17 protein-coding genes and 2 tRNA genes are annotated in these 21,408 nt (G+C 72.8%); 3 read left to right on the top strand and 16 right to left on the bottom strand.

Going from position 1 to position 21,408, the window contains the following annotated elements; translation table 11 throughout:
- Positions 1-398 precede the first annotated feature (398 nt).
- The 5 genes from ACIA6T_RS04555 to leuS all read right to left on the bottom strand — a co-directional run bounded on the left by ACIA6T_RS04555 (position 399) and on the right by leuS (position 9,345).
- Positions 399-3,008 (bottom strand): ComEC/Rec2 family competence protein, encoded by a 2,610-nt coding sequence (locus ACIA6T_RS04555; RefSeq protein ID WP_399445066.1) that lies wholly within the window; start codon positions 3,006-3,008, stop codon positions 399-401.
- Complete coding sequence (locus ACIA6T_RS04550; protein ID WP_399445065.1) at positions 3,005-3,970, bottom strand: helix-hairpin-helix domain-containing protein; 966 nt, start codon at positions 3,968-3,970, stop codon at positions 3,005-3,007. Before ACIA6T_RS04550 ends, ACIA6T_RS04555 begins: the two co-directional genes overlap by 4 nt.
- Before the next feature lie 637 nt (positions 3,971-4,607).
- Positions 4,608-5,453, bottom strand: a complete 846-nt coding sequence (locus ACIA6T_RS04545; RefSeq protein WP_073931930.1) for a DegV family protein — start codon at positions 5,451-5,453, stop codon at positions 4,608-4,610.
- A gap of 83 nt (positions 5,454-5,536) precedes the next feature.
- The gene (locus ACIA6T_RS04540) at positions 5,537-6,274 is read right to left on the bottom strand and encodes a hypothetical protein (RefSeq protein WP_399445064.1); all 738 of its coding nucleotides are present in this window, start codon (positions 6,272-6,274) and stop codon (positions 5,537-5,539) included.
- 194 nt (positions 6,275-6,468) lie between these two features.
- On the bottom strand, positions 6,469-9,345 hold the full coding sequence (gene leuS / locus ACIA6T_RS04535) for a leucine--tRNA ligase (protein ID WP_399445063.1): 2,877 nt from the start codon (positions 9,343-9,345) through the stop codon (positions 6,469-6,471).
- A gap of 482 nt (positions 9,346-9,827) precedes the next feature.
- Between leuS and ACIA6T_RS04530 the strand changes: the two genes are divergently transcribed.
- Both ACIA6T_RS04530 and ACIA6T_RS04525 read left to right on the top strand, forming a co-directional pair.
- Positions 9,828-11,126 carry a cytochrome b/b6 domain-containing protein gene (locus ACIA6T_RS04530; RefSeq protein ID WP_399445062.1) on the top strand — a complete coding sequence of 433 codons (1,299 nt, stop codon included), beginning with the start codon at positions 9,828-9,830 and terminating at the stop codon, positions 11,124-11,126.
- A gap of 184 nt (positions 11,127-11,310) precedes the next feature.
- Positions 11,311-12,921 carry an NADH-ubiquinone oxidoreductase-F iron-sulfur binding region domain-containing protein gene (locus ACIA6T_RS04525; RefSeq protein WP_385058074.1) on the top strand — a complete coding sequence of 537 codons (1,611 nt, stop codon included), beginning with the start codon at positions 11,311-11,313 and terminating at the stop codon, positions 12,919-12,921.
- A gap of 160 nt (positions 12,922-13,081) precedes the next feature.
- Here ACIA6T_RS04525 and ACIA6T_RS04520 read toward each other — a convergent pair.
- The 9 genes from ACIA6T_RS04520 to ACIA6T_RS04480 form a co-directional block, all read right to left on the bottom strand.
- Positions 13,082-13,154 (bottom strand) — tRNA-Ala (locus ACIA6T_RS04520).
- Positions 13,155-13,270: 116 nt separating this feature from the next.
- The gene (locus ACIA6T_RS04515) at positions 13,271-13,504 is read right to left on the bottom strand and encodes a hypothetical protein (RefSeq protein ID WP_019523121.1); all 234 of its coding nucleotides are present in this window, start codon (positions 13,502-13,504) and stop codon (positions 13,271-13,273) included.
- A gap of 3 nt (positions 13,505-13,507) precedes the next feature.
- A complete protein-coding gene (locus ACIA6T_RS04510; RefSeq protein ID WP_006136075.1) occupies positions 13,508-13,681 on the bottom strand; it encodes a hypothetical protein in 174 nt (57 codons plus the stop codon).
- Positions 13,682-13,882: 201 nt separating this feature from the next.
- A tRNA-Ala gene (locus ACIA6T_RS04505) sits at positions 13,883-13,955 on the bottom strand.
- Positions 13,956-14,086: 131 nt separating this feature from the next.
- Positions 14,087-14,761: a histidine phosphatase family protein gene (locus ACIA6T_RS04500; protein WP_399445307.1), complete on the bottom strand. Its 675-nt coding sequence runs from the start codon at positions 14,759-14,761 to the stop codon at positions 14,087-14,089.
- The gene (gene rsfS, locus ACIA6T_RS04495; RefSeq protein WP_399445061.1) at positions 14,752-15,198 is read right to left on the bottom strand and encodes a ribosome silencing factor; all 447 of its coding nucleotides are present in this window, start codon (positions 15,196-15,198) and stop codon (positions 14,752-14,754) included. The genes ACIA6T_RS04500 and rsfS overlap by 10 nt, the downstream gene beginning before the upstream one ends.
- A 94-nt stretch (positions 15,199-15,292) precedes the next feature.
- Positions 15,293-17,014 (bottom strand): LytR C-terminal domain-containing protein, encoded by a 1,722-nt coding sequence (locus tag ACIA6T_RS04490; protein ID WP_399445060.1) that lies wholly within the window; start codon positions 17,012-17,014, stop codon positions 15,293-15,295.
- Positions 17,015-17,030: 16 nt separating this feature from the next.
- Positions 17,031-17,669, bottom strand: coding sequence for a nicotinate-nucleotide adenylyltransferase (nadD, locus tag ACIA6T_RS04485; RefSeq protein ID WP_399445059.1), 639 nt, complete (start codon positions 17,667-17,669; stop codon positions 17,031-17,033).
- Between the two features lie 61 nt (positions 17,670-17,730).
- On the bottom strand, positions 17,731-17,895 hold the full coding sequence (locus tag ACIA6T_RS04480; protein ID WP_385052503.1) for a hypothetical protein: 165 nt from the start codon (positions 17,893-17,895) through the stop codon (positions 17,731-17,733).
- Between the two features lie 356 nt (positions 17,896-18,251).
- Here ACIA6T_RS04480 and ACIA6T_RS04475 point away from each other — a divergent pair, with 356 nt between their 5' ends.
- Positions 18,252-19,352 carry a M48 family metallopeptidase gene (locus tag ACIA6T_RS04475; protein ID WP_399445058.1) on the top strand — a complete coding sequence of 367 codons (1,101 nt, stop codon included), beginning with the start codon at positions 18,252-18,254 and terminating at the stop codon, positions 19,350-19,352.
- Positions 19,353-19,588: 236 nt separating this feature from the next.
- On the opposite strand, the gene ACIA6T_RS04470 is transcribed toward ACIA6T_RS04475, so the two are convergent.
- Both ACIA6T_RS04470 and ACIA6T_RS04465 read right to left on the bottom strand, forming a co-directional pair.
- Positions 19,589-20,662, bottom strand: coding sequence for a hypothetical protein (locus tag ACIA6T_RS04470; RefSeq protein WP_399445057.1), 1,074 nt, complete (start codon positions 20,660-20,662; stop codon positions 19,589-19,591).
- An 87-nt stretch (positions 20,663-20,749) separates the two neighbouring features.
- The gene (locus ACIA6T_RS04465) at positions 20,750-21,349 is read right to left on the bottom strand and encodes a hypothetical protein (RefSeq protein ID WP_399445056.1); all 600 of its coding nucleotides are present in this window, start codon (positions 21,347-21,349) and stop codon (positions 20,750-20,752) included.
- Between the last annotated feature and the right edge of the window lie 59 nt (positions 21,350-21,408).

The raw sequence follows: 21,408 nt of genomic DNA, 5'->3' as shown, positions 1-21,408 counted from the left end.
AGCAACGCCGCCCGGAGCCGGACAGGGAAGTGGCCGACGGTGGAGCGGGGAGCCGGTCGCGCCGCGGCGGAGGCCGTCCGGGGCCCTTGCCTCCCGTACACGCCCCGTCCAGAACGACCGAGAAGACGGCGCCGGCTGGGAGGCGTCGAGGACCTGCACTCGCTGCCCGGACTTCAGCGGGTCGGCGTACGGATCCGGGGCAGCGTCCGAAGACATCACGGCCTCGCCCCTCCCAGCAGCTTCGTCACCGCCCGAACAGGGGGCGAGGTCGGTTCTGTGCGAGCGCCTTGCGCGGCTCCCCTCTTCCGGGCACGACGAAAGGTCCCCGCCGCCCGAAGGCGGCGGGGACCCGTGGGCGCCTGGAGAGCGAACAGCTGACGAAGCCGGGGCGGGGAACGTCAGTGTCGCGCCACCCTCAGCTCCCTGCTCCCATTCTCGCCGCCGGCCACCGCCAGCGCCCCGTCCCGGTCCGTACGCAGCACCGTCGCTCCCCCGGCACGCAGGGCGGCCACCGTGCCCGGAGCCGGATGCCCGTACGTGTTGTCCTCCCCCGTGCTGATCAGTGCCAGCCGTGGGGCCGCGCGGCGCATCAGGTCCGGGTCCTGGTACGCCGAGCCGTGGTGGGCGACCTTGAGGACGTCCACGCCGGCCAGTCGCCGGACCGCCGGTGATCTCGCCAGGGCCCGCTGGGCCGGGGGTTCCAGGTCTCCGAGGAGCAGCAGGCGCAGGCCGGCCGTGCGGACCAGCATGGCCACGCTGGCGTCGTTCGGGCCCTCCGGCACGGGGCCCGTGGGCTGTGGGCCCGTGGGCTGTGGGCCCGTGGGCTGTGGGCCCGTGGCCGACGGGGCGTCCGGCGGTGGCCACACCACTTCCCAGGACAGCTCCCCCGTACGCCGTGCCTCACCGGCCGCGGCGTGCGTCACCGGGATGTGCCGGGCGGCGGCGAGTCTTCGGACGAACGCGGCCTGGTCGGCGGGTTCTTCGAAGGACGTCGTCTCGACTGCGCCCACCGCGCGTCCGCGCAGTACGCCGGGCAGGCCCGCCACGTGGTCGGCGTGGAAGTGGGTCAGGACGACGAGCGGGACGCTGGTGATGCCGAGGGAGCGCAGGCAGTGGTCGACGAGGGCCGGGTCGGGGCCGGCGTCCACGACCACGCCGGCGTTCCCGCCCGCCGCCAGCACCAGCGCGTCGCCCTGGCCGACATCGCACATCACCATCCGCCAGCCCGGCGGGGGCCAGCCCGTGATCGCCCGGGTGAGGGGCCGTGGCTGCAGCACCACCAGTACCAGCAGGAGTGCGCAGGCAGCGCACCACCAGGGGTGTCTCGGCAGCCGCCGTCCTACGAGCAGCGCCGCCAGGGTGAGGGCGCCGAGCGCTGCCGCGCCGGTCCAGCCGCCGGGCCAGTCCACTCCCGCGCCGGGCAGCGCGGACCCCGTTCTGGCGACCTGTGCGAGCCACTGGGCCGGCCAGCTCGCGCACCAGGCCAGTGCCTTCGCCGCCGGCATCGCCACCGGTGCCGTGGCCAGGGCCAGGAAGCCCAGCACCGTGGCCGGTGCGAGCGCGAACTCCGCGAGCAGGTTGCACGGGATCGCCACCAGGCTGACCCGCGCCGCCAGCACGGTGACCACCGGTGCGCACACGGCCTGCGCGGCACCCGCGGCGGCCAGCGCCTCCGCGAGGCGGGGCGGCACCCCGTGCCGCCGCAGTCCCGCGCTCCAGCGCGGCGCGAGGGTGAGCAGCGCTCCGGTGGCCAGCACGGAGAGCAGGAAGCCGTAACCGCGGGCCAGCCACGGGTCGTACAGCACCAGGAGCAGGACCGCCGTCGCCAGCGCCGGGATCAGTGATCTGCGGCGGCCGGTGGCGAGCGCGAGCAGGGCGACGGATCCGCAGGCGGCGGCCCGCAGCACGCTGGGGTCGGGCCGGCACACGACGACGAAGGCGAGGGAGAGCACGGCGCCGAGGAGTGCGGTGGCCCGCAGGGAGATGCCGAGGCGGGGCGCGAGTCCGCGGCGCTCGGCCTGCTGCGCCAGGCCGGGCGGCCCGAGGAGCAGGGCGAGGAGGATGGTGAAGTTGGCGCCGGAGACGGCGAGCGTGTGGGTGAGGTCGGTCTCCCGGAACGCCTCGTCCAGCTCCGGGGTGATCCTCGCGGTGTCGCCCACGACCAGGCCGGGCAGCAGCGCCCGCGCGTCCGCCGGCAGTCCGTCGGTCGCCTCCCGCAGTCCGGCCCGCAGCCGTCCCGCCAGCCGCTGCGGACCCGACGGCCGGCCCACGGTCTCCGGGCCGTCGCGGCCCTTCACCCGCAGCACTGCGGCGAACCGGTCGCCGCCCGCCCTCGCCGGGGCGAGCCGTGCCTCGACGCGGAGGCGGGTGGAGGGCAGGAGGGCGAGCCAAGGGGAGCGGCCCTCGGCGTCCGGTGCGGTGCGTTCGGACGGGCCCGGGTCGATGATCAGCAGTACGGGCGTGCGGGTCGTCTCCGCCGTGCCGTCGGCCCGCTCCACCCGTCGTACGTCGGCCTCGATCAGTACGGATGCCGGGGCCATGTGGTTGCCGCTGCCCCTGGGCCGGGTGAGCCGGGGGTCGGAGGTGGTCTCGACCTCGGCGGTCACCGGGGCGTACTCCCGCGCCAGTGCGGGCACGGGGCCCCGTCGCAGGTCCGCGCCGTGCAGTCCCGCCGATCCGGCGGCCGCCGCGACGCAGAGCAGGACGGCGGTGGTGGCGTGGGCGGTGGCCCGTGCCCGCCCGGTCAGGCGGCCGCGCGCCACGAGGAGAGCGCCGGCCGTCAGCAGGGAGACGATCACCGCGCCCGCCGCCCGGCCGGGCGGGGCGTGCAGCATCACGGCGGCCGTGGCCCAGGCGGCCAGGGCGGGCGGGACCAGTCGTAGGTCCGCCGGTCCCTCCTGCCTCGGGTGCGCGGCTCCGAGCCGCTTCCCGGAGGCGGCGTGGACGTGCCGCCGGGCGGTGGGCTGCGGGGGCGGTGGCGCCGCCGGGTCCGTCGGCTCGGTCCTCATGGCCGTACGAGGTTCCGCAGATCCGCGAAACGGCGGTCGCCGATGCCGTTCACCTCGCGGAGTTCGTCCACCGAGCGGAAACCGCCGTTGCGGGTGCGGTGGTCGACGATGTGCCGGGCCAGCACGGGACCGACTCCGGGCAGGGTGTCGAGCTGGTCCACGGTGGCGGTGTTGAGGGACACCGGGGCGGTGGGGCCGGCTCCCGCCGCCGTTCCCGCCGTACCGGGGCTGCCGCCGGGGGCTGTTCCGGCCGGTGCCGGGCCCCCGACGACCACCTGTTCGCCGTCGACGAGGAAACGGGCGCGGTTCAGGGTGTCGGTCCTGGTGCCGGGGCGTACTCCGCCGGCTGCCCGCAGCGCGTCCTCGACGCGTGAACCGGCGGGCAGGCGGTGGATTCCCGGGTCCCGCACCTTGCCGCTGACGTCGACCACGATCTCGGTCCCCGCCGGCCCCGGGGCGCCGGGCTTCACCGCACCGTCCGGCGCGGTCGCTCCCTTCGCCGCGTCCTTGACGTGCTCCCCGTGCGGAACCGCCGCCGCCCGCACCACCTCCGGTGCCCGTACCGGCTGGGTCCGCCCGGTCCAGAAGTGCTGTACGGCGAATCCCACGGCGACCACGAGCAGCACCGACAGCGCGACCACGCTCCGCCGTTCCATCCCGCACCGCGTCTGCACCCACAACGGCAGGCGCTCCCGCAGCGCGAGCCCGGCCCGCTCCCGCCGCCGTCCCCGTGCGGACACACCTCCGGCTTCCTCCGGGCCCGCGATGTCGCCCTCGTCGTCCACCGCGCCCGCACCACCACCGGGCCCCGCCGCGAGAAGTTCCCCAGCCGTCGCCCGTCCCTGCGCAGCCTGCCGGTCCACGGCCGCCGCCCGCCCCGGCCCCACCGACCGCTCCGGAGCCCCCGACCGGCCCACGTCCGCCGGCCCGCCCCCAGGCCCCGACCGGCCCACGTCCGCCAACCGGCCCTCAGACCCCGACCGGCCCACATCCGCCAACCGGCCCTCAGACCCCGACCGGCCCACATCCGCCAACCGGCCCTCAGACCCCGACCGGCCCACATCCACCGCCCGGTTCCCGGCCACCGCCGCATGCTCCCCGGCGCCCCGACGCTCCAGGGCCGCCGGGCGGCCCTGGGCCGGCACGCGATCCGCGGCCGTCCCACGGTCCGCACCGCTCACGCGGTCCGCACCCCCCGCCCGCCCCACAGCCCCCGACCGGTCCCCGGCCTCCGAAGGACCGGCCCGTGTGATACGTCGGGTGCCGGTCAGGGCCCAGGCCGGGGGGCGCCTGCCGTGCGTGGTGTGGTCGTCGCCGTCGAACAGTGACTCCGCCCGGCGGCGGAGTTCCTCCGCCGCCGTCCGGCGGTCCCGTTGTGGGGTCCGTCCGCGGGGTCCGGTGGGCCGGCGGTGGCGGGCGCGGCCGTCGGAGGCGGGTGGGCGGCCCGGGCCGCTGGTCGCCGTCGCTGTGCGTGAGCGTGATCGAAGTGCCATGCCAGGAGGATCCGGCACATCGGCCCACTCGCGATGATCTTGCTCGATTTCCGGGGACTACCGCCCGATTGTGGACAACCCCGTCACCCGTACGAGCACACCGGCCTCACCGGGCCGAGACCACGACCCCCAGCAGCCCTGGCCCCGTGTGCGCCCCGATCACCGCGCCCACCTCGCTGACGTGCAGGTCGGCCAGTCCCGGCAGCCGGGTCCGCAGCCGGTCGGCGAGGGCCGACGCGCGCTCCTGCGCGGCGAGATGGTGGACGGCGACGTCGACCTCCGCCCCGCCCGCCCGCTCGGCCGCGATCTCCTCCAGGCGGGCGATCGCCTTCGACGCCGTGCGTACCTTCTCCAGCGGTTCGATACGGCCGCCCGCGAGCTGCAGCAGCGGCTTGACCGCGAGGGCCGAGCCCAGCAGGGCCTGCGCGGCGCCGATCCGGCCGCCCCGGCGCAGATAGTCGAGCGTGTCGACGTAGAAGTAGGCGGACGTGTCCGCCGCCCGCTTCTCCGCGGCCGTGACCGCCTCGTCCACCGTGCCGCCCGCCTCCGCGGTCTCCGCCGCCGCCAGCGCGCAGAACCCGAGCGCCATCGCGATCATCCCGGTGTCCACCACCCGTACCGGCACCGGAGCCTGCCGGGCCGCGACGACCGCCGCGTCGTAGGTGCCGGAGAGCTCGGCGGAGAGGTGGAGGGAGACGATGCCGGTCGCGCCCGACTCGGCGACCCTGCGGTAGGTCTCGGCGAACACCTCGGGGCCGGGCCGCGAGGTCGTGACCGGGCGCCGCTTCTGCAAAGCCTGGGCGAGGGAGCGGGTGGAGATCTCGGTGCCCTCTTCGAGCGCGCGGTCGCCCAGGACCACGGTCAGGGGTACCGCCGTGATGCGGTGCCGCTCCATCGTCCGGGCCGGCAGGTAGGCCGTTGAATCGGTGACGATCGCGACATGGCGGGACATGAGCTGGAGGTTACCTGCCGTGGTGCCCGTGCGGCAGCCCGGCCTCGCGGGGCGGGGCCGACGGTGGCCGGATCAGGGGGTGCTCATGTGGTGCTCTCGGGGCGGGGCTTCTTCTGCCAGGAGTAGGTGGGGCGCGGTGCCGGCGGGGTGATGGCGGGCCGCTGTTCCGGTTCCTTCGCCGTGGCGGGCTCCGGGGTGTCCTGCCGGGTCCGGCCGGCCGTCGGGGCGTCGGTGGCGGGGGTCTCGGGCCAGGGCGGGGGTGCCGGGTGCTGTTCCGTGGTGGTCCAGTGGCGCAGGGCCCCGGCCTCCATGTCGATCTGCTCGCTCAGCGAGTCCAGGTCGTCGGAGGCGAACCGGCGGGCGCGGTCGCGGGCCGCCCAGCGCAGGGAGTCCGCGGCGCTCGTGATGCGCTCGGTGCGCTCGCGCAGCTCGGGCAGCCGGGCGGCGAGGGTGGTGCGGTCCGGTTCGGACTCCAGGCGCCTGAGTTCGCCGTCCAGTTCGTGGCCGTGCGCGCTGAGCCGCTGGAAGAGGCCGAGGGACTCCTTGAGGGACTCGTCCTCGGCGACGGCGGCCTCCAGGGCGTCCTGGGTGGCCCGCATGGAGGTGCGCAGCCCCAGCCGGAGCTGGGCGATCTCGCCGGCCGGACCGGGCTGCGCGAAGGCCTTGGCCCGCAGGGTGTGGTCCTCGACCGTGCGGCGGGCCTGGGTGATGTGGCGGTCCGCGCTGCGCTTGGCGGCGCCGACGACCTTCACCGTGGCGTAGGCGCCGAGCACGACGAAGAGCACGAAGAGCAGGGCGACCACTGCGAACACCGTCTCCACGAAGCTCCTCCTCCGGGCCCTTCCGGCCGTCCCGGCGCACTTCGCGCCGCTCTTCAACGGTAAACGCAGCGGGCAGGTCCGGAGTTCCTGGAAAACCCCGAACCTGCCCTTAGGGGACCACCCGGACCACCGGGCGCCCTGGAGCCCGAAGCCCGTCCGGCGGATCACACCGGCCGGACCCCGGAACGCTCACCTCACGCCGGGACGATGTTCACCAGCTTCGGCGCCCGGACGATCACCTTGCGGATCCCGGCCCCGTCCAGTGCCGCGACGACCCGCTCGTCGGCCAGCGCGACCTTCTCCAGCTCGTCCTCGGCGATGCCCGGGGACACCTCCAGCCGCGCCTTGACCTTGCCCTTGATCTGCACGACACAGGTGACGGTCTCGTCGACCACGTACGCCGGGTCGGCGACCGGGAAGTCCCGGTGCACCACCGAATCCGTGTGCCCCAGCTTGCGCCACAGCTCCTCGGCGATGTGCGGGGCCAGCGGGGCGACCAGCAGCACCAGGGACTCCGCGACGGGGCGCGGCAGCGCGTCTCCCCGCTTGGTCAGGTGGTTGTTCAGCTCGGTGACCTTGGCGATGGCGGTGTTGAAGCGCATGCCCTCCAGGTCGCCGCGCACGCCGTCGATCGCCTTGTGCAGGGCGCGCAGGGTGTCCTCGTCGACGTCCTGGGTGTCGACGACGGTCACCTCCCCCGTCGTCTCGTCGACGATGTTGCGCCACAGCCGCTGCAGCAGCCGGAACTGGCCGACCACCGCGCGGGTGTCCCACGGCCGGGAGACGTCCAGCGGACCCATGGCCATCTCGTACAGGCGCAGCGTGTCGGCCCCGTACTCGGCGCAGATCTCGTCCGGAGTGACGGCGTTCTTCAGGGACTTGCCCATCTTGCCCAGCAGCCGGGAGACCTTCTCGCCCTGGTACCAGTAGCCGCCGTCGCGCTCCTCCACCTCGGCGGCCGGTACGGCGATGCCCCGGCTGTCGCGGTAGACGTAGGCCTGGATCATGCCCTGGTTGAACAGCTTGTGGAACGGCTCCGCGGACGACACGTGCCCCAGGTCGTACAGCACCTTGGACCAGAAGCGGGCGTACAGCAGGTGCAGCACGGCGTGTTCGGCGCCGCCGACGTACAGGTCGACGCCGCCGTGCGGCATGCCCTCGCGCGGGCCCATCCAGTACTGCTCGATGGCCGGGTCGACCAGCTTCTCGCTGTTGTGCGGATCCAGGTAGCGCAGCTCGTACCAGCAGGAACCGGCCCAGTTGGGCATGGTGTTGGTCTCGCGGCGGTACTTCTTCGGCCCGTCGCCCAGGTCCAGAGTGACGTTGACCCAGTCCTCGTTGCGCGACAGCGGCGTCTCGGGCCGGGTGTCGGCGTCGTCCGGGTCGAAGGTGCGCGGGCTGTAGTCCTCGACCTCGGGCAGCTCCAGCGGCAGCATCGACTCGGGCAGGGCGTGGGCGACGCCGTCCTCGTCGTAGACGATCGGGAAGGGCTCGCCCCAGTAGCGCTGCCGGCTGAACAGCCAGTCGCGCAGGCGGAAGTTGACGGTGCCCTCGCCGTGGCCCGACCGCTCCAGCCACTCGATGACGCGCGCCTTGGCCTCGGCGACGCCCAGGCCGTCCAGGGAGACCTCGTCGTTCGACGAGTCGATGATCCTCGCGTCGTACGAGGAGAAGGCGTTCTCCCACGTGGAGGTGTCGGTGCCGCGGCCGTCGGTCGGCTCGACGATGCAGCGGATCGGCAGCTCGAAGGCGCGCGCGAACTCGAAGTCGCGCTGGTCGCCCGCCGGGACGGCCATGATCGCGCCGGTGCCGTAGCCCATCAGGACGTAGTCGGCGATGAAGACGGGGACCCGCTCGCCGTTGACCGGGTTGGTGGCGTACGCGCCGATGAAGACGCCGGTCTTGTCCTTGGCCTCGGCCTGCCGCTCGACGTCGGACTTGGAGGCGGCCTGCGCGCGGTAGGCGGCGACGGCCTCCGCGGGTGTGGCGTGCCCGCCGGTCCACACCTCGTGGGTGCCCTCGGGCCACTCCTGGGGCGTGAACTTCTCGACCAGCGGGTGCTCGGGCGCCAGCACCATGTAGGTCGCGCCGAACAGGGTGTCGGGGCGGGTGGTGAAGACGGTGATGTTCTCGCCGTCGATGGGGAAGCCGACGCGGGCGCCCTCGGAGCGGCCGATCCAGTTGCGCTGCTGCAGCTTGATGGCCTCGGGCCAGTCCAGGGCGTCCAGGTCGTCCAGCAGGCGGTCGGCGTAAGCCGTGATGCGCATGTTCCACTGGCGCAGCTTGGCCTTGAAGACGGGGAAGTTGCCGCGCTCGGAGCGTCCCTCGGCGGTGACCTCCTCGTTGGCCAGCACGGTGCCCAGGCCGGGGCACCAGTTGACCGGCGCGTCGGAGGCGTAGGCCAGGCGGTACTCGCCCAGGACGTCGGCGCGCTCGGCCTCGGTCAGCTCGCTCCAGGAGCGGTCGCCGGGGACGCCGCGCTCACCGGACTCGAACTTCTCGACCAGCTCGGAGATCGGGCGGGCCCGCTTCGCCTCGTCGTCGTACCAGGAGTCGAAGATCTGCAGGAAGATCCACTGGGTCCACTTGTAGTAGTCCGGGTCGATCGTGGCGAACGAGCGGCGCTTGTCGTGGCCCAGGCCCAGCCGGCGCAGCTGGGACTTCATGTTCTCCATGTTGGCCTCGGTCGACACGCGCGGGTGCGTGCCGGTCTGCACCGCGTACTGCTCGGCGGGCAGGCCGAAGGCGTCGAAGCCCAGGGTGTGCAGGACGTTGTGCCCGGTCATGCGCTGGAAGCGGGCGAAGACGTCGGTGGCGATGTAGCCCAGCGGGTGTCCGACGTGCAGTCCCGCACCGGAGGGGTACGGGAACATGTCCATGATGAACTTCTTGGGCCTGGCGGCCGTCTCCGGATCGCCCGACAGGTCGCCGCTCGGGTTGGGCGCGGCGTAGGTGCCGTCGGCGTCCCAGAAGTCCTGCCAGCGTGCCTCGATCTCGGCGGCCAGGGCGGCCGTGTAGCGGTGCGGCGCGGCCTCCGCGGCTGCGGTGGCAGCGGGGTTCGTCTCGCTCATGATCCTCAATGCTCCATCGATCGTCTCTGCCTGCTGCTGCGAACTTCCCGGAAATGAAAAATCCCCTCGCACAGGAGGGGACGCCGCGCCGATTCCGACCTGCCGGTCACCGGCGGTCGGGACTGATCAGCGCGGCTCGCTAAGCAGAAGGCGTACGGCACGCATGGCGCCAGGGTACCGCAGCCGCCGATCCGGCCGCGACGCGCTTCCACGACGCGTTGACCCAAGGTCAAAGATTACTTCGCGTAACGACTGCTAAGGGACATCACAACGGCCTCATTGTCTTTTGATAACAGCGCAATAACTCAAACCTCGTACTCGTCGGTATGACGACCCTTAGAGTTCGGCGGCGGGACCGCTTTACCGAACCTTCGGAGACGCCCCATGAACCCTCGTCCAGACAGCAGCCCACCCCCCGCTCGGGGCCGGTCGGCTGCGACTCCGTCGTGTCCGCTCCGCGTCGGGACGCCGGGAGGCAGGTCGTGAGGCCGGACGACAGCACGGCGGACGACTGGCTCGTCGAGTTCCTCAGCTTCGGTGCGGGCGTGCTGTCCCTGGTCTGCCTGAGCTGTTCGGTGATCTGGGGACTCGTCGCCCAGGACCGCATCCTGCTCGGCCCCCGGCAGCGGATCCTGGCGCAGGCGGTGCACCGGACGACCGCGGTCGCCTCGATCGTCTTCCTGCTGGTGCACATCGTCGTCAAGCTGCTGCAGGAACACACCACCTGGATCGCCGCGGTGATCCCCTTCGGGCTGCTCCTCACCGACGACGAGGCCGTCGCCGGCAGGGGGGTCCTCATCGGGCTCGGCACCCTCGCCGGAATGCTGATGGTCTTCGTCGGCATCACCGGTGTGCTGCGCAACCGCTTCGCCTCCCCGGCGCCGGTCGCGGCCCGCTGGCGGGCGATGCACATGCTGGCCTATCCGGCCTGGTGCGCCGCGCTGGTGCACGGCCTCTACGCGGGTCGAGCGGCGAAGCCGATCTTCACGATCCTCTACGGGCTGTCCGTGGTCGGCGTCATGGCGGCCCTCGCCGTGCGCGCCTCCCCGCCCCGCGTGAAGCGCAGGATCGCCGACCGGCTCACCGCACTGCTCGGCGCCGCCGACCAGCCGCGGAGCCGTGAGAAGCAGTGGGAGGAGAGCAGGTCCCGGGCGGCCGGGTCCCCCCTGCCGGGATACGACGGCGGGCACGGCTCCGCGCGGGACGAGGGGCGCCCGCGCGGGGACGGCGACTGGCGGGGCGAGAACCCGCGCGGGGAGCGCCCGCTGTACGAGACCGCCGAGCGCGCGCCCGCCCCGGAACCGGCGAACGGCTTCGCGGCCGCCTACCGCGCGGTGTCGGCGCCCGGCCGGACGCCGCTCGGACAGACCCCCCTCACCGACGCGACCGCCCGCATGGAACTGCCGCTGGACATGCAGCCCACGGAGGCCATCCCGCGCGTGGACGGCCCCTCCAGCACCTCGGGCAGCTGGCCGATCCCGTCCCCGCCGCCGGTCGGCGAGGCCCCGCCGTCGGCGTACGACCCGCTCCAGGACACCGGATACAACATCCCGGCCTATGACAATTCGGCCGCCTCCGGGTTCGGTTCACGTGATGTGCGCGACACCGGTGAGACGAACGGCCTCTACGGCACGTACAACCCGAGTGACACGTACAACAGCGGTCCCGCCCCCGCACCGAACCCCGGCGCGTCGTCGTCCTACGACTTCGACGCACCGGGTTCGGGCGAATCCTGGAACACGACGAACACACCGAACACGTCTTCCGGAGGCTTCAATTGAGCCCTCCCCCGACAACAGCACTGGAAGAGCTGCGCGTGCCTGGTCCTCGCGGCACACGGCAGTCGGCCCATCCGGCCGACCGGTCCGTCTGCCGCCCTCGGGGTGGAACCCCGTTTCCCGCCCTGCCGCGCAGGAGCCCGATTCCTCTCCCGGCCGAAGCCGGGGGCACCCTCGGAGGTCGCTGGTGAACGAGGCCCTGCCCGACGTACCCGAAGTCCGCGTGGTCGGGCTTCCCCAGCTCACGTCGGGCTTCGACCTTGTGGACCGGCTCGATCTGCCCATGCACCTCAAGGTGCACGGGCCGCTCGAGCCCCTGGGCGGCGAGCAGCTCGCGCAGCTCGCCGAACGCATCAACCTCAGGGGCCGCGGCGGCGCGGGGTTCCCCTTCCACAAGAAGCTGCGCTCGGTCGCCGAAACGGCGATCAAGCGCGGCGTGCGGCCGGTCGTCGTCGTCAACGGCAGCGAGGACGAACCGGCCTGCCGCAAGGACACGGTGCTGATCAACCGTGCCCCGCACCTCATCCTGGACGGCGCGCTGCTGTGTGCCGAGGCCATGGGTGCCCGCACGCTCGTGGTGGGGGTCACCCGGGAGTCCACCCAGCGTTCCATGGAGGCCGCGCTCGCCGAACGCGGCCTGAACAACGGACGCCGCTCCGCGCTGCGCGCCCGTGTGCAGCGCAACCCGGTCCGCATGGTCACCGGCGCGGCGGCCTCCCTGATCCGCTCGATCGACGGCGGCCCGGCGATCCCGCCGGGCCGCAAGACCAGCGCCTCGAAGAACGGCGTCGGCGGCGCGCCCACGCTGCTGTCCAACGCCGAGACGTTCGCCCAGCTCGCCATCGCCGCCCGCATCGGCCCGGAGCGCTACGGCAACACCGGCCTGTACGACGAACCGGGCACCGTGATGCTCACGGTGTCGGGGGCGGTGGCCCGCCCGATGGTGATCGAGGCGCCGACGGGTGTGCCGCTGCGCTACATCCTCCAGCTCGCCGGGGCTCCCCCGGTGCCGCAGGGGGTGCTGACGGGCGGCTACCACGGCAAGTGGATCGACGCGGCGACCGTCAACGAGGCGATCGTCTCCCGCAACTCCCTGGACGCCGTGGGCGGTGCGCTCGGCGCCGGGGCGATCCTGCCGATCAGTCAGGACACCTGTCCGCTGGGCGAGTCGCTGCGGGTCGCCCAGTGGCTGGCGGAGGAGAGCGCCGGCCAGTGCGGCCCCTGCTACCTGGGGCTGCCGGCCGCCGCGCGCGGCCTGGAGGACATCCTCAACGGCGGCGGTCCCGCCGCCCTGGAGGCGGTCAAGCAGGTCGCCAAGAACGTGAAGCGGCGCGGGGCGTGTTCGCACCCGGACGGCTCCGCGATGTTCCTGGAGTCGACCGTCAAGGCGTTCACCGACGACCTCGCCGCGCATGTCCTCGGCAACGGCTGCGGACGGCCCGTGGCGGGCGTCCTGCCGCTCTTCGAGGGGGGCAGGGCCCCTACGGGCATCCCGGGCGGCGGAGGCGAGGAGAACGGGCCCAGCCGCCAGAAGATCTACGTCGACTGGACGCTGTGCCGGGGCCACGGCCTGTGCGCGGACATCCTCCCGGAGGTGTTCCAGCTCGGCGCGGACGGCTTCCCGACGGTGGCTCAGGCCCAGGTGCCGCGTTTCGCGGAGGCGAAGGCGCTGCGGGCGGTGCGCCGCTGCCCGGCGCTGGCCCTGCGCATCGAGGACGAGTCGCCCCAGGCGAAGGCGCCGTCCCGCAATCTGCCGGTGCTCTCGCAGGGGCGCGGCCGGCGCGCCCTGGGCCGCTGAGACGGGTCCCGGGCCGCTGAGACGGGTCCCGGGCCGCTGCGGCGGTCCGGGACGACCGACGAGGTCCCGGGACGACCAGCACGGTCCGGGACAAGCAGCGAGGTCCCGGACAACCGTCGAGGGCGGACCATCCGTTCGGATGATCCGCCCTCGACTTCTGTGGAGCTAAGGAGAATTGAACTCCTGACCTCCTGCATGCCATGCAGGCGCTCTACCAACTGAGCTATAGCCCCTTGCTTGGTCCGCCCGGTTTCCCCGGCGGCGACGCCAACTTTACACGGTCGACCCGGGCCAACACCAAATCGGTTTCGCTTCGCTCACCTATGTCCCGAATTTCCCTCACCGAGGGTCACGCGGTCACGAACGAATAGAAGCGCTTGAGCGTGCAGTGCTCCTCCAGCAGCCGACCGTAGATCGGCTCCCCCTCGAGTTCGCGGTACGTCTCGATGGGGTCGCCTTTTATGATCAGCGCCCGCGCGCATTCCTCGCACCAGTACTGGTAGTCGGGGTTGAGCGGCTCCATGTCCCGGACGATCGGCGTCCCGCTGCCGCACCAGTCGCACTTCCGCCTGTGTGCACCCATCGGTCAGCTCCAGCTGTGGCCGCAGGCCGTGCACACGTAGGAGATCCCGCCGTTGTCGCCGAGCACCTGGGCGACGTGCGCGGAGCCGCAGGAAGGGCAGCTGAGGCGGGTAGAGGTCCGTCGCGTCGACACCGCTCCGAGGAGGTGGTCGACCTCCTCGAGGATGCTCGCAGGCATCACAACTCCCTCCCGTCGGGCCGCGCCCCCTTCCGGCCGTTTGATTCTGCCACGACCGGGCCGACACGGTCAGCGACGCCGGGGTACCGGTAGGGACACGGCTCGACGCCTCGCGGAGGTATACGCCCGTGAGAGCCGTCCTGCTCAACGGCGGACAACAAAAGATCCCGCCTCCCTGGGGGAGGCGGGATCTTCGTCATGTGGAGCTAAGGAGAATTGAACTCCTGACCTCCTGCATGCCATGCAGGCGCTCTACCAACTGAGCTATAGCCCCTGGTTGCCATGTGACCGGCTTCCTGGTGTTCCCTCCCGCTCGGCGGGGCGAACAAGAAGAACTTTAGCCTGTGACCTGCCGGAAAGTGAAATCCGGGTCCCGGGGCGTCCCGGGGCCGGATCGAAGCACTCTCAGTCGTCGTCGCCGAGCACCGGTTCCGGCAGGGTGCCGGCGTTGTGCTCGAGCAGCCGCCAGCCGCGGGCACCCTCGCCGAGGACGGACCAGCAGCAGTTGGTGAGACCGCCCAGGCTCTCCCAGTTGTGCGGGTCGAGTCCGAGCAGCCGGCCGATGGTGGTGCGGATGGTGCCGCCGTGGCTGACCACGACGAGCGTGCCGTCCCCGGGGAGCTTGTCGACGTGCCGCAGCACCACGGGGGCGGCGCGGTCGGCGACCTCGGTCTCCAGTTCGCCCCCGCCCCGGCGGACCGGCTCGCCGCGCTTCCACGCGGTGTACTCGTCGCCGTACCTGGCGATGATCTCGTCGTGCGTCAGGCCCTGCCAGACGCCCGCGTAGGTCTCCCGCAGGGCCTCGTCGAAGGTGACGTCGAGGCCGGTGAGCGCGGCGAGCTCGGCGGCGGTGGCCGCGGCCCGCCTCAGGTCGGAGGCGACGATCGCGTCGGGCTTGAGCCCCGCGAGGAGGCGGGCGGACCGGCGGGCCTGGGCGACGCCGGTCTCGGTGAGGTCCACGTCCGTGGAGCCCTGGAAGCGGCGCTCCACGTTCCAGGACGTCTGGCCGTGCCGCCACAGGATGACGCGGCGGCCCCGGCGCGCGGACCCGCTCACCTCACCGGTGGCGCTCACCGCCAGTCACCGCCCGGCTGCGCCGCCTCCTCGGTCTCCTGGAGCCTGGCGTGCTCGGCGGCCTTGCCCCGGGTGGCCTTGGCGTCCTCGGGCAGCTCCAGTTCGGGGCAGTCCTTCCACAGCCGCTCCAGGGCGTAGAAGACGCGCTCCTCGCTGTGCTGGACGTGGACGACGATGTCGACGTAGTCGAGCAGCACCCAGCGGGCCTCGCGGTCGCCCTCGCGGCGGACCGGCTTGGCGCCGAGCTCCTTGCTGAGCCGCTCCTCGATCTCGTCGACGATCGACTTGACCTGGCGGTCGTTGGGCGCGGAGGCCAGCAGGAAGGCGTCGGTGATGGACAGCACGTCACTGACGTCGTAGGCGACGATGTCGTGCGCGAGCTTGTCGGCGGCCGCCTGGGCGGCGGTGGTGACGAGCTCAAGGGAACGGTCGGTTGCGGTCACTGCGAGGCTTTCGGTCGGTGGACACTTGCTCCCAAGGGTCTCACGGACCGCCGGGCGCACCCTCCGCAATTACGGAGGGTGCGCCCGGAGCGCGCTACGAGCCGGGGTCGTAGTCCTGGCCGAGGACGACCGAGACGCGGGCGTTCGCGGAGACCTCGCCCTTGGTGACGGAGCCGGCGGGCAGCCCCAGGGTCTTGGCGACCTCGGTGGCGTTCTCCTTCTCGGCGGCGTCGGCGTAGACGACCTTCGAGGTGGTCTCGGCGGTGCCGGCGGTGCCCGCGTCGCGGAAGGTGAAGCCGCCGTTGAGGAGCACCACGCGGGCCTTCTCGGTGTTGTCCTTCGTCCCGGTGGCGTTGCGCACGGAGACGCTGACGGCGGCGTCCTCGTCGGGGCTCTTGGCGGTGCCGCCGAGGACGTCCTTGACGACGCTGTCGCTCGCCTCCGCGGTGAGCGTGCCGTCGTCCTGCACGGGCAGCAGCGCGCTCTTGTGGTCGCCGCCCTTGGCGCGGTCGGAGAGCCGGGCGAGGAAGGAGCCGAGGTCCTTGTCGGTGAGCGGCGGCTCGATGATCTGCCCGAGGGTCTGGACGGTGGTCGTGGCGGCGTCCGGGTCGGAGGTCATCTTGCGCAGGACGCCGTGCAGGACCTGCCCGAACCGCTCCAGCTGGGCGTTCTGCGACTCGCCGGAGCCGCGGTGGGTGGCGTAGGCGACGGCCATCTTGCCGCTGAGGGTCTGGTTCTTCCCCTTCTTGACCAGGGGTGCCTCGCCCTTCTTCCCGGCGTCCGGGTCGGGCACGTCGGTGTCGGTGTCGACCTCGATGTTGCCGACGAGGTCGACGAGGGTGAGCAGGAAGGGGGTGTCCAGCCGCCAGGTGCCCTCGATGTCGGTGCCGAGGACGGTGTCGAGGGCGGCCCTGGTGCCCTCGGAGCCGTCGTCCTCGACGGACTTGGCGAGCGTGGTGGTGGTGCCGTCGTCGGCGGTCAGGGTGAGGGAGTTGGGCAGCAGCACGGTGGTGCCCTGCTCGGTGGTGGTGTTGTCGACGAGCAGGGCGGTGGCGGTGCCGCCGTCGGTGGTGTCGTGCAGGTGCACGACGATGACGTCCCGCTTCTGCGCGCCCGCGGCCGTCGTGGTGCCCGTGCCGGGGCCGGAGTCGGACAGGCCGGGCAGTTTCCCGGCGTACCAGAGGTAGCCGACGCCGCCGGCCGCGACCAGGGCGAACACCACGACGAGGGCGATGATCCGGCTGCGGGCGCGGCGCTTGGCCTCCTCCCGGCGCTCGGTGCGGTTCTCCGTGAACTTCATCCAGTCGATGACGTCCTCGGAGTCGCCGTCGGGCTCCTCGACGAAGGCGAACTGCTCGGTGCGGTAGTCCGGTGCGGGTCCGGCGGTGTCCTGCTCGTCGTCGGCCGGGCCGGGCTGCTGCGGAATGTGCGCGGTCTGCTCGGTGACACGGGGCTGCTGCCCGGTGTGCGCGGTCTGCCCGTAGGGGTCGTACGGGGTGCTCTGGCCGCCCTGGCCGCCCTGGCCGCCCTGGCCGCCCTGCTGGGTGCCGTAGGGGTCGTAGGACGGCGCCTGCGGCTGCTGCGGGGCCGTGGTCCCGGTCCCGTAGGGGTCGTACGAGGGCTGCTGGTGCCCGCCCGTGTGGTACGGGTCGTAGCCGTAGCCCTGCTGCTGGTAGCCGTCGTACTGCTGGGCCTGCCGGCCCTGCTGGTCCGTGGCCTGGCGGTAGACGGGCCTGCCGTACTCGTCGTAGCCGACGAGCTCGTACGGGGCGCCGCCCCCGTCGGCCCCGTAACCCGCGTCGTATCGGTCGTTCACCGGTGCCCCTCTCGGCTCACTCGCCGCGGTACAGCTCGCGCTTGTCGATGTAGCGCACGACTCCGTCCGGCACCAGGTACCAGACGGGTGCCCCCTTGGAGACCCTCGCACGGCAGTCCGTGGAGGAGATGGCGAGGGCGGGGACCTCGACGAGCGAGACACCGCCTTCGGGCAGGCCCGCGTCGGTCAGGTGGTGGCCGGGCCTGGTCACGCCGATGAAGTGTGCCAGGGAGAACAGTTCCTCGCTGTCGCGCCAGGTGAGGATCTGGGCGAGGGCGTCGGCGCCGGTGATGAAGAACAGGTCGCTGTCCGGGTTGAGCGCGCGCAGGTCGCGCAGGGTGTCCGTGGTGTAGGTGGGGCCGCCGCGGTCGATGTCGATGCGGCTCACCGAGAACTGCGGGTTCTCGGCGGTCGCGATGACCGTCATCAGATAGCGGTCCTCGGCGGCGGACACCGCGCGGTGGCTCTTCTGCCACGGCTGGCCGGTGGGGACGAACACCACCTCGTCGAGGCGGAACTGCGCCGCGACCTCACTGGCCGCCACCAGGTGCCCGTGGTGGATCGGGTCGAAGGTGCCGCCCATCACGCCGAGACGGCGCCTGCCCTGCCGCGCCGGGCCGCTGCCGGGGCCGGTAGGCATGTCCTGCTCTCCCATGCGTGCAGACCCTACCGGCCCGGCCTGAACACCCCGTCCGCCAGGGCGGCCGGCGGAGGGCTCAGCGGTCGCGGTTGAAGCGGGTGGTGATCCACAGCAGGAGCAGCAGGACGAACAGGGCGCCGCCGCCGGTGAGGGCGGGGCTGAGGCTCTCGTGGTTGCCTCCGTGCTCTCCGCCCTCGGCGGCGAGGGTGGCGAACTGGGCAGCGGTGCTGTGGATGCTCATCTTCGGCAGAACCTATCGCGTGTGGGCGGTATAAAGACGTCGCCTCATCGTATGCGGGGGCCTTCGCGTCGATCACGCCGACTCCGCCGTTGCGGGCCCGGTGGTGGGCGGAAGGAACCTTCCCCGCCGCTCAGTCGTCCTTCCGGCTGTAGCCGCGCGACAGGAACCACGCGGTGAGCGCACAGCCCACCACCATCACGATCAGAAGCACCCGGAGCAAGATCCCCGCATCTCCTCGGCCGTCCCGTCCGTCACCGCCCGTCCACGGCACCTCCGCCTGGGCCGGGCATCGCCTCGGGGAGCGAAGGGCCGTACGAGGCTCCGCGAAGGGTCACTCAGACGCACATGGGGGATACATGTCCGACGGCCATCAGCACAACGGGCACGAGAGCGTGCCGAGCAGGCAGCGCAGGCGCTTCCCCGGGATCTCCACGCGGGCGTACGAACATCCGGCCGACCGTTCCGCGCTGGTGGCGCTGCGCAGGCTGACCGGTTTCGACACGGTGTTCAAGGCGCTGAGCGGTCTGCTGCCCGAGCGCAGTCTGCGGCTGCTGTTCCTGTCCGACTCGGTGCGGGTCTCGGACCGGCAGTTCGCACATCTCAACGACATGCTGCGGGACGCCTGCTACATCCTGGACCTGGAGAAGGTCCCGCCGATGTACGTCAAGCAGGACCCGAATCCGAACGCGATGTGCATCGGCATGGACGAGCCGATCATCGTGGTGACCACGGGGCTGGTGGAGCTGCTCGACGAGGAGGAGATGCGGGCGGTCGTCGGGCACGAGGTCGGGCACGCGCTGTCCGGGCACTCGGTGTACCGGACGATCCTGCTGTTCCTGACGTCGCTGGCGGTCCGCGTCGCGTGGATCCCGCTCGGCAACGTCGCGATCATGGCGATCGTGACGGCACTGCGCGAGTGGTTCCGCAAGTCGGAGCTGTCGGCGGACCGCGCGGGGCTGCTGGTCGGCCAGGACGTGCGGGCCTCGATGCGCGGCCTGATGAAGATCGCGGGCGGCAACCACCTGCACGAGATGAACGTGGACGCGTTCCTGGAGCAGGCCGAGGAGTACGAGGCGGCGGGCGACCTGCGCGACTCCGTGCTGAAGATCCTCAACGTGCTGCCCCGCTCGCACCCGTTCACCACGGTGCGGGCCGCCGAGCTGAAGAAGTGGGCGGCCTCCCGCGACCACCAGCGGATCATGGACGGCCACTACCCGCGCCGCGACGAGGACAAGGACGCCTCGGTACGGGACTCCTGGCGGGAGTCGGCGAGCAGCTACGCGGACGAGGTGCGCAACTCCAAGGACCCGCTGATGAAGCTGGTCAGCGACATCGCGGGCGGTGCCGGAGACCTGGGCGGCCGGGTGCGCCGCGGCTTCGGCGGGTTCACGTCCTCGGAGCCGAGGCCGCCGAAGCCGGGCACGGAGGACGACGAGCCGCCGCGCGACAGCGCGTAGGTCCGTCCGGCCGCGGGCCGACGGACCACGGTGTTTTTCGCCCCCGCCGTCCCTTCCCGTTCCCGTCCCCCCGGGGGCGCTGCCCCCGAACCCCTGTTCCTCAAACGCCGGAGAGGCTGAATATCAGCCTCTCCGGCGTTTGAGGAACAGGATCTGGGGCGGAGCCCCAGTTTCGGGACGGGAAGGGGCGGCGGGGGCGAAAAAACCCTCTCGGACCCGCAGCAGCCGCCCCGCGCTCACAACTTCGGCTGGGCGCCCGGCGCCAGGGCGCCGCACAGGGCCGGGGTGCTGCCCGTGGCGTACGGGTCGGTGCCGGCGGGGGCGGCCTCCTTCGCCGCCTGACCGGCCAGCAGCGGGCGCAGCCGGGCGGCGGAGTCCTCGGCGCAGGAGAGCGGGCCGGCCTGGACCTGGGCGACGACGAGTTCCGCCTGGTGCAGGCGCAGGTCGTCGCGGTCGAAGCGGAAGTGCAGTTCGCGCCGGACGGTGAACAGGGACGCCTCGGCGTCCGGTCCCGTGCCGGCCGGGCGCAGCGCGTAGACGAACGTGTGGTCCGTGGTGACCTCGAGGGTGGAGGAGTCGGTCTCGGCGGCCCGCATGGTGCCCTGGGCCCGGATCTCGCGGTCGGCCAGCCGCACGCGGGCGGGGTCGAAGCGGACCAGCCATCCGGTGGGCGCGTGCCGTCCGTCGGCGGTGGGCCGGTCGAAGCTCCGGTCGAACTGGTCGAGCTGCCCGGAGTCGAGCAGCGCCCGCACGGGCCTGGTCTCGCCGCCGGTGAGCACGCCCGGGTCGAGGGCGGACCGCACGAGGTAGTCCTTGGCGGTGAGCAGCGCGGTCACCACCTGGCCGTCGGAGAAGTGCGCGGTGCGCCGGGACGCCGGGAGCGGCACCCCCTCGGCGCCGGGCCGGAACTGCGCCGCCGGACTGTGCGCGTACAGCTGTTCGACGTCGGCGGTGCCGGGGACCTCGTCCTGCGGGGCGAGTGGGACGACGGTCATCCGCAGCGGCTCGGCGGGGTCGTCGGCGGCGGGGTTGCGGTAGGGGTGGCGCAGGCCCATGTAGACGGCGGTACCGAAGGCCACGGCGATCAGCAGGACCAGGACCAGCGCCTGCCGGGGCAGGCCGCCGCGGCTCCGTGGCGGGCGGCGGCGCACGGCGGGCGCGTGGTCGGTGACGCGCTGCTCGGCGGAGTACTCCTGGAGCCGGGCAGCGCGGACGAAGGACTCGTCGAAGACGACGGACCTGTACTCGTCCTCGCCACCTGAGGGGGCTCCCTCGGGCGTCCCCTCGGGTGGGTCCGAAGGCCCTCCCATATCTTCAGGGTAGGTCCGGGGAGGTCCCGGTAAACGCCCGGCCGGGGCACAAGTTCTGACAGGTTCTCACCAGGCCGGCGGCCGGTCTCAGGGGCCGCCGCGCGGGATCACCGGGACGGTCGGCTGGGAGTAGTCGGCGGACGCGGAGGGCGCCGCGGAGTGTGCCGCCGCGCCGCCCTGCTCCACGCCGGTGGTGGCGGGCGGCGGGGCCGGGTCCTGGCGGCTCCCGGAGGCGCCCCGGTAGACGGCCGAGAAGGCGAGCGCGACCATGCCGATGCCCATCACCAGGGCGAGCACCCAGGCGACGGGGCGGTGCCAGCGCACCTGCCTGCCGTACGGGCCCGGGGAGCCGTAGTCGTCCTCCAGGACGTCGAGGTCGTCGTCCGGGTCGTCGTAGCCGCCGCCCCGGTGGCCGCCGTACCCGTCGTACCGCTCGCCGCGCGTGCGGGCCCGGTGGGCCTCGGCCTCGGAGGCCTCGGCTCTGGCCTGCGCGGCGGCCAGGAGGCGTTCGACGGCGGTCGGCTCGTGGACCTCGGCCGCCCGTACGAAGGCCTCGTCGAAGACCACGGAGGCGAACTCTTCGTCCGACACCCCGCGGTCGTGGTCGTCGTCGGGCTCCCAGCCGTCAGGGAACGGCGTGCCCCCCACGTCCTCCGGCACGCATCCAGAGTAGACCTGGGGGGTCATTTTGGGCAGACGGTACGGAAATTCATCCGTCCGCTGGGACGGCCCCGCCGCCGCTCCCC

The sequence above is a fragment of the Streptomyces sp. NPDC051740 genome (genome assembly GCF_044453165.1).
Taxonomy (GTDB): domain Bacteria; phylum Actinomycetota; class Actinomycetes; order Streptomycetales; family Streptomycetaceae; genus Streptomyces; species Streptomyces atrovirens.
This window is presented reverse-complemented; position numbering and strand designations above follow the sequence as displayed.

Bases quoted from the DNA above. Each gene is read 5' to 3' on its own strand.
- ACIA6T_RS04555 (WP_399445066.1), bottom strand. From the start codon at position 3,008: ATGAGGACCGAGCCGACGGACCCGGCGGCGCCACCGCCCCCGCAGCCC.
- ACIA6T_RS04545 (WP_073931930.1), bottom strand. From the start codon at position 5,453: ATGTCCCGCCATGTCGCGATCGTCACCGATTCAACGGCCTACCTGCCG.
- leuS (WP_399445063.1), bottom strand. From the start codon at position 9,345: ATGAGCGAGACGAACCCCGCTGCCACCGCAGCCGCGGAGGCCGCGCCG.
- ACIA6T_RS04515 (WP_019523121.1), bottom strand. From the start codon at position 13,504: ATGGGTGCACACAGGCGGAAGTGCGACTGGTGCGGCAGCGGGACGCCG.
- ACIA6T_RS04510 (WP_006136075.1), bottom strand. From the start codon at position 13,681: ATGCCTGCGAGCATCCTCGAGGAGGTCGACCACCTCCTCGGAGCGGTG.
- nadD (WP_399445059.1), bottom strand. From the start codon at position 17,669: ATGGGAGAGCAGGACATGCCTACCGGCCCCGGCAGCGGCCCGGCGCGG.
- ACIA6T_RS04480 (WP_385052503.1), bottom strand. From the start codon at position 17,895: ATGAGCATCCACAGCACCGCTGCCCAGTTCGCCACCCTCGCCGCCGAG.
- ACIA6T_RS04475 (WP_399445058.1), top strand. From the start codon at position 18,252: ATGTCCGACGGCCATCAGCACAACGGGCACGAGAGCGTGCCGAGCAGG.
- ACIA6T_RS04470 (WP_399445057.1), bottom strand. From the start codon at position 20,662: ATGGGAGGGCCTTCGGACCCACCCGAGGGGACGCCCGAGGGAGCCCCC.
- ACIA6T_RS04465 (WP_399445056.1), bottom strand. From the start codon at position 21,349: ATGACCCCCCAGGTCTACTCTGGATGCGTGCCGGAGGACGTGGGGGGC.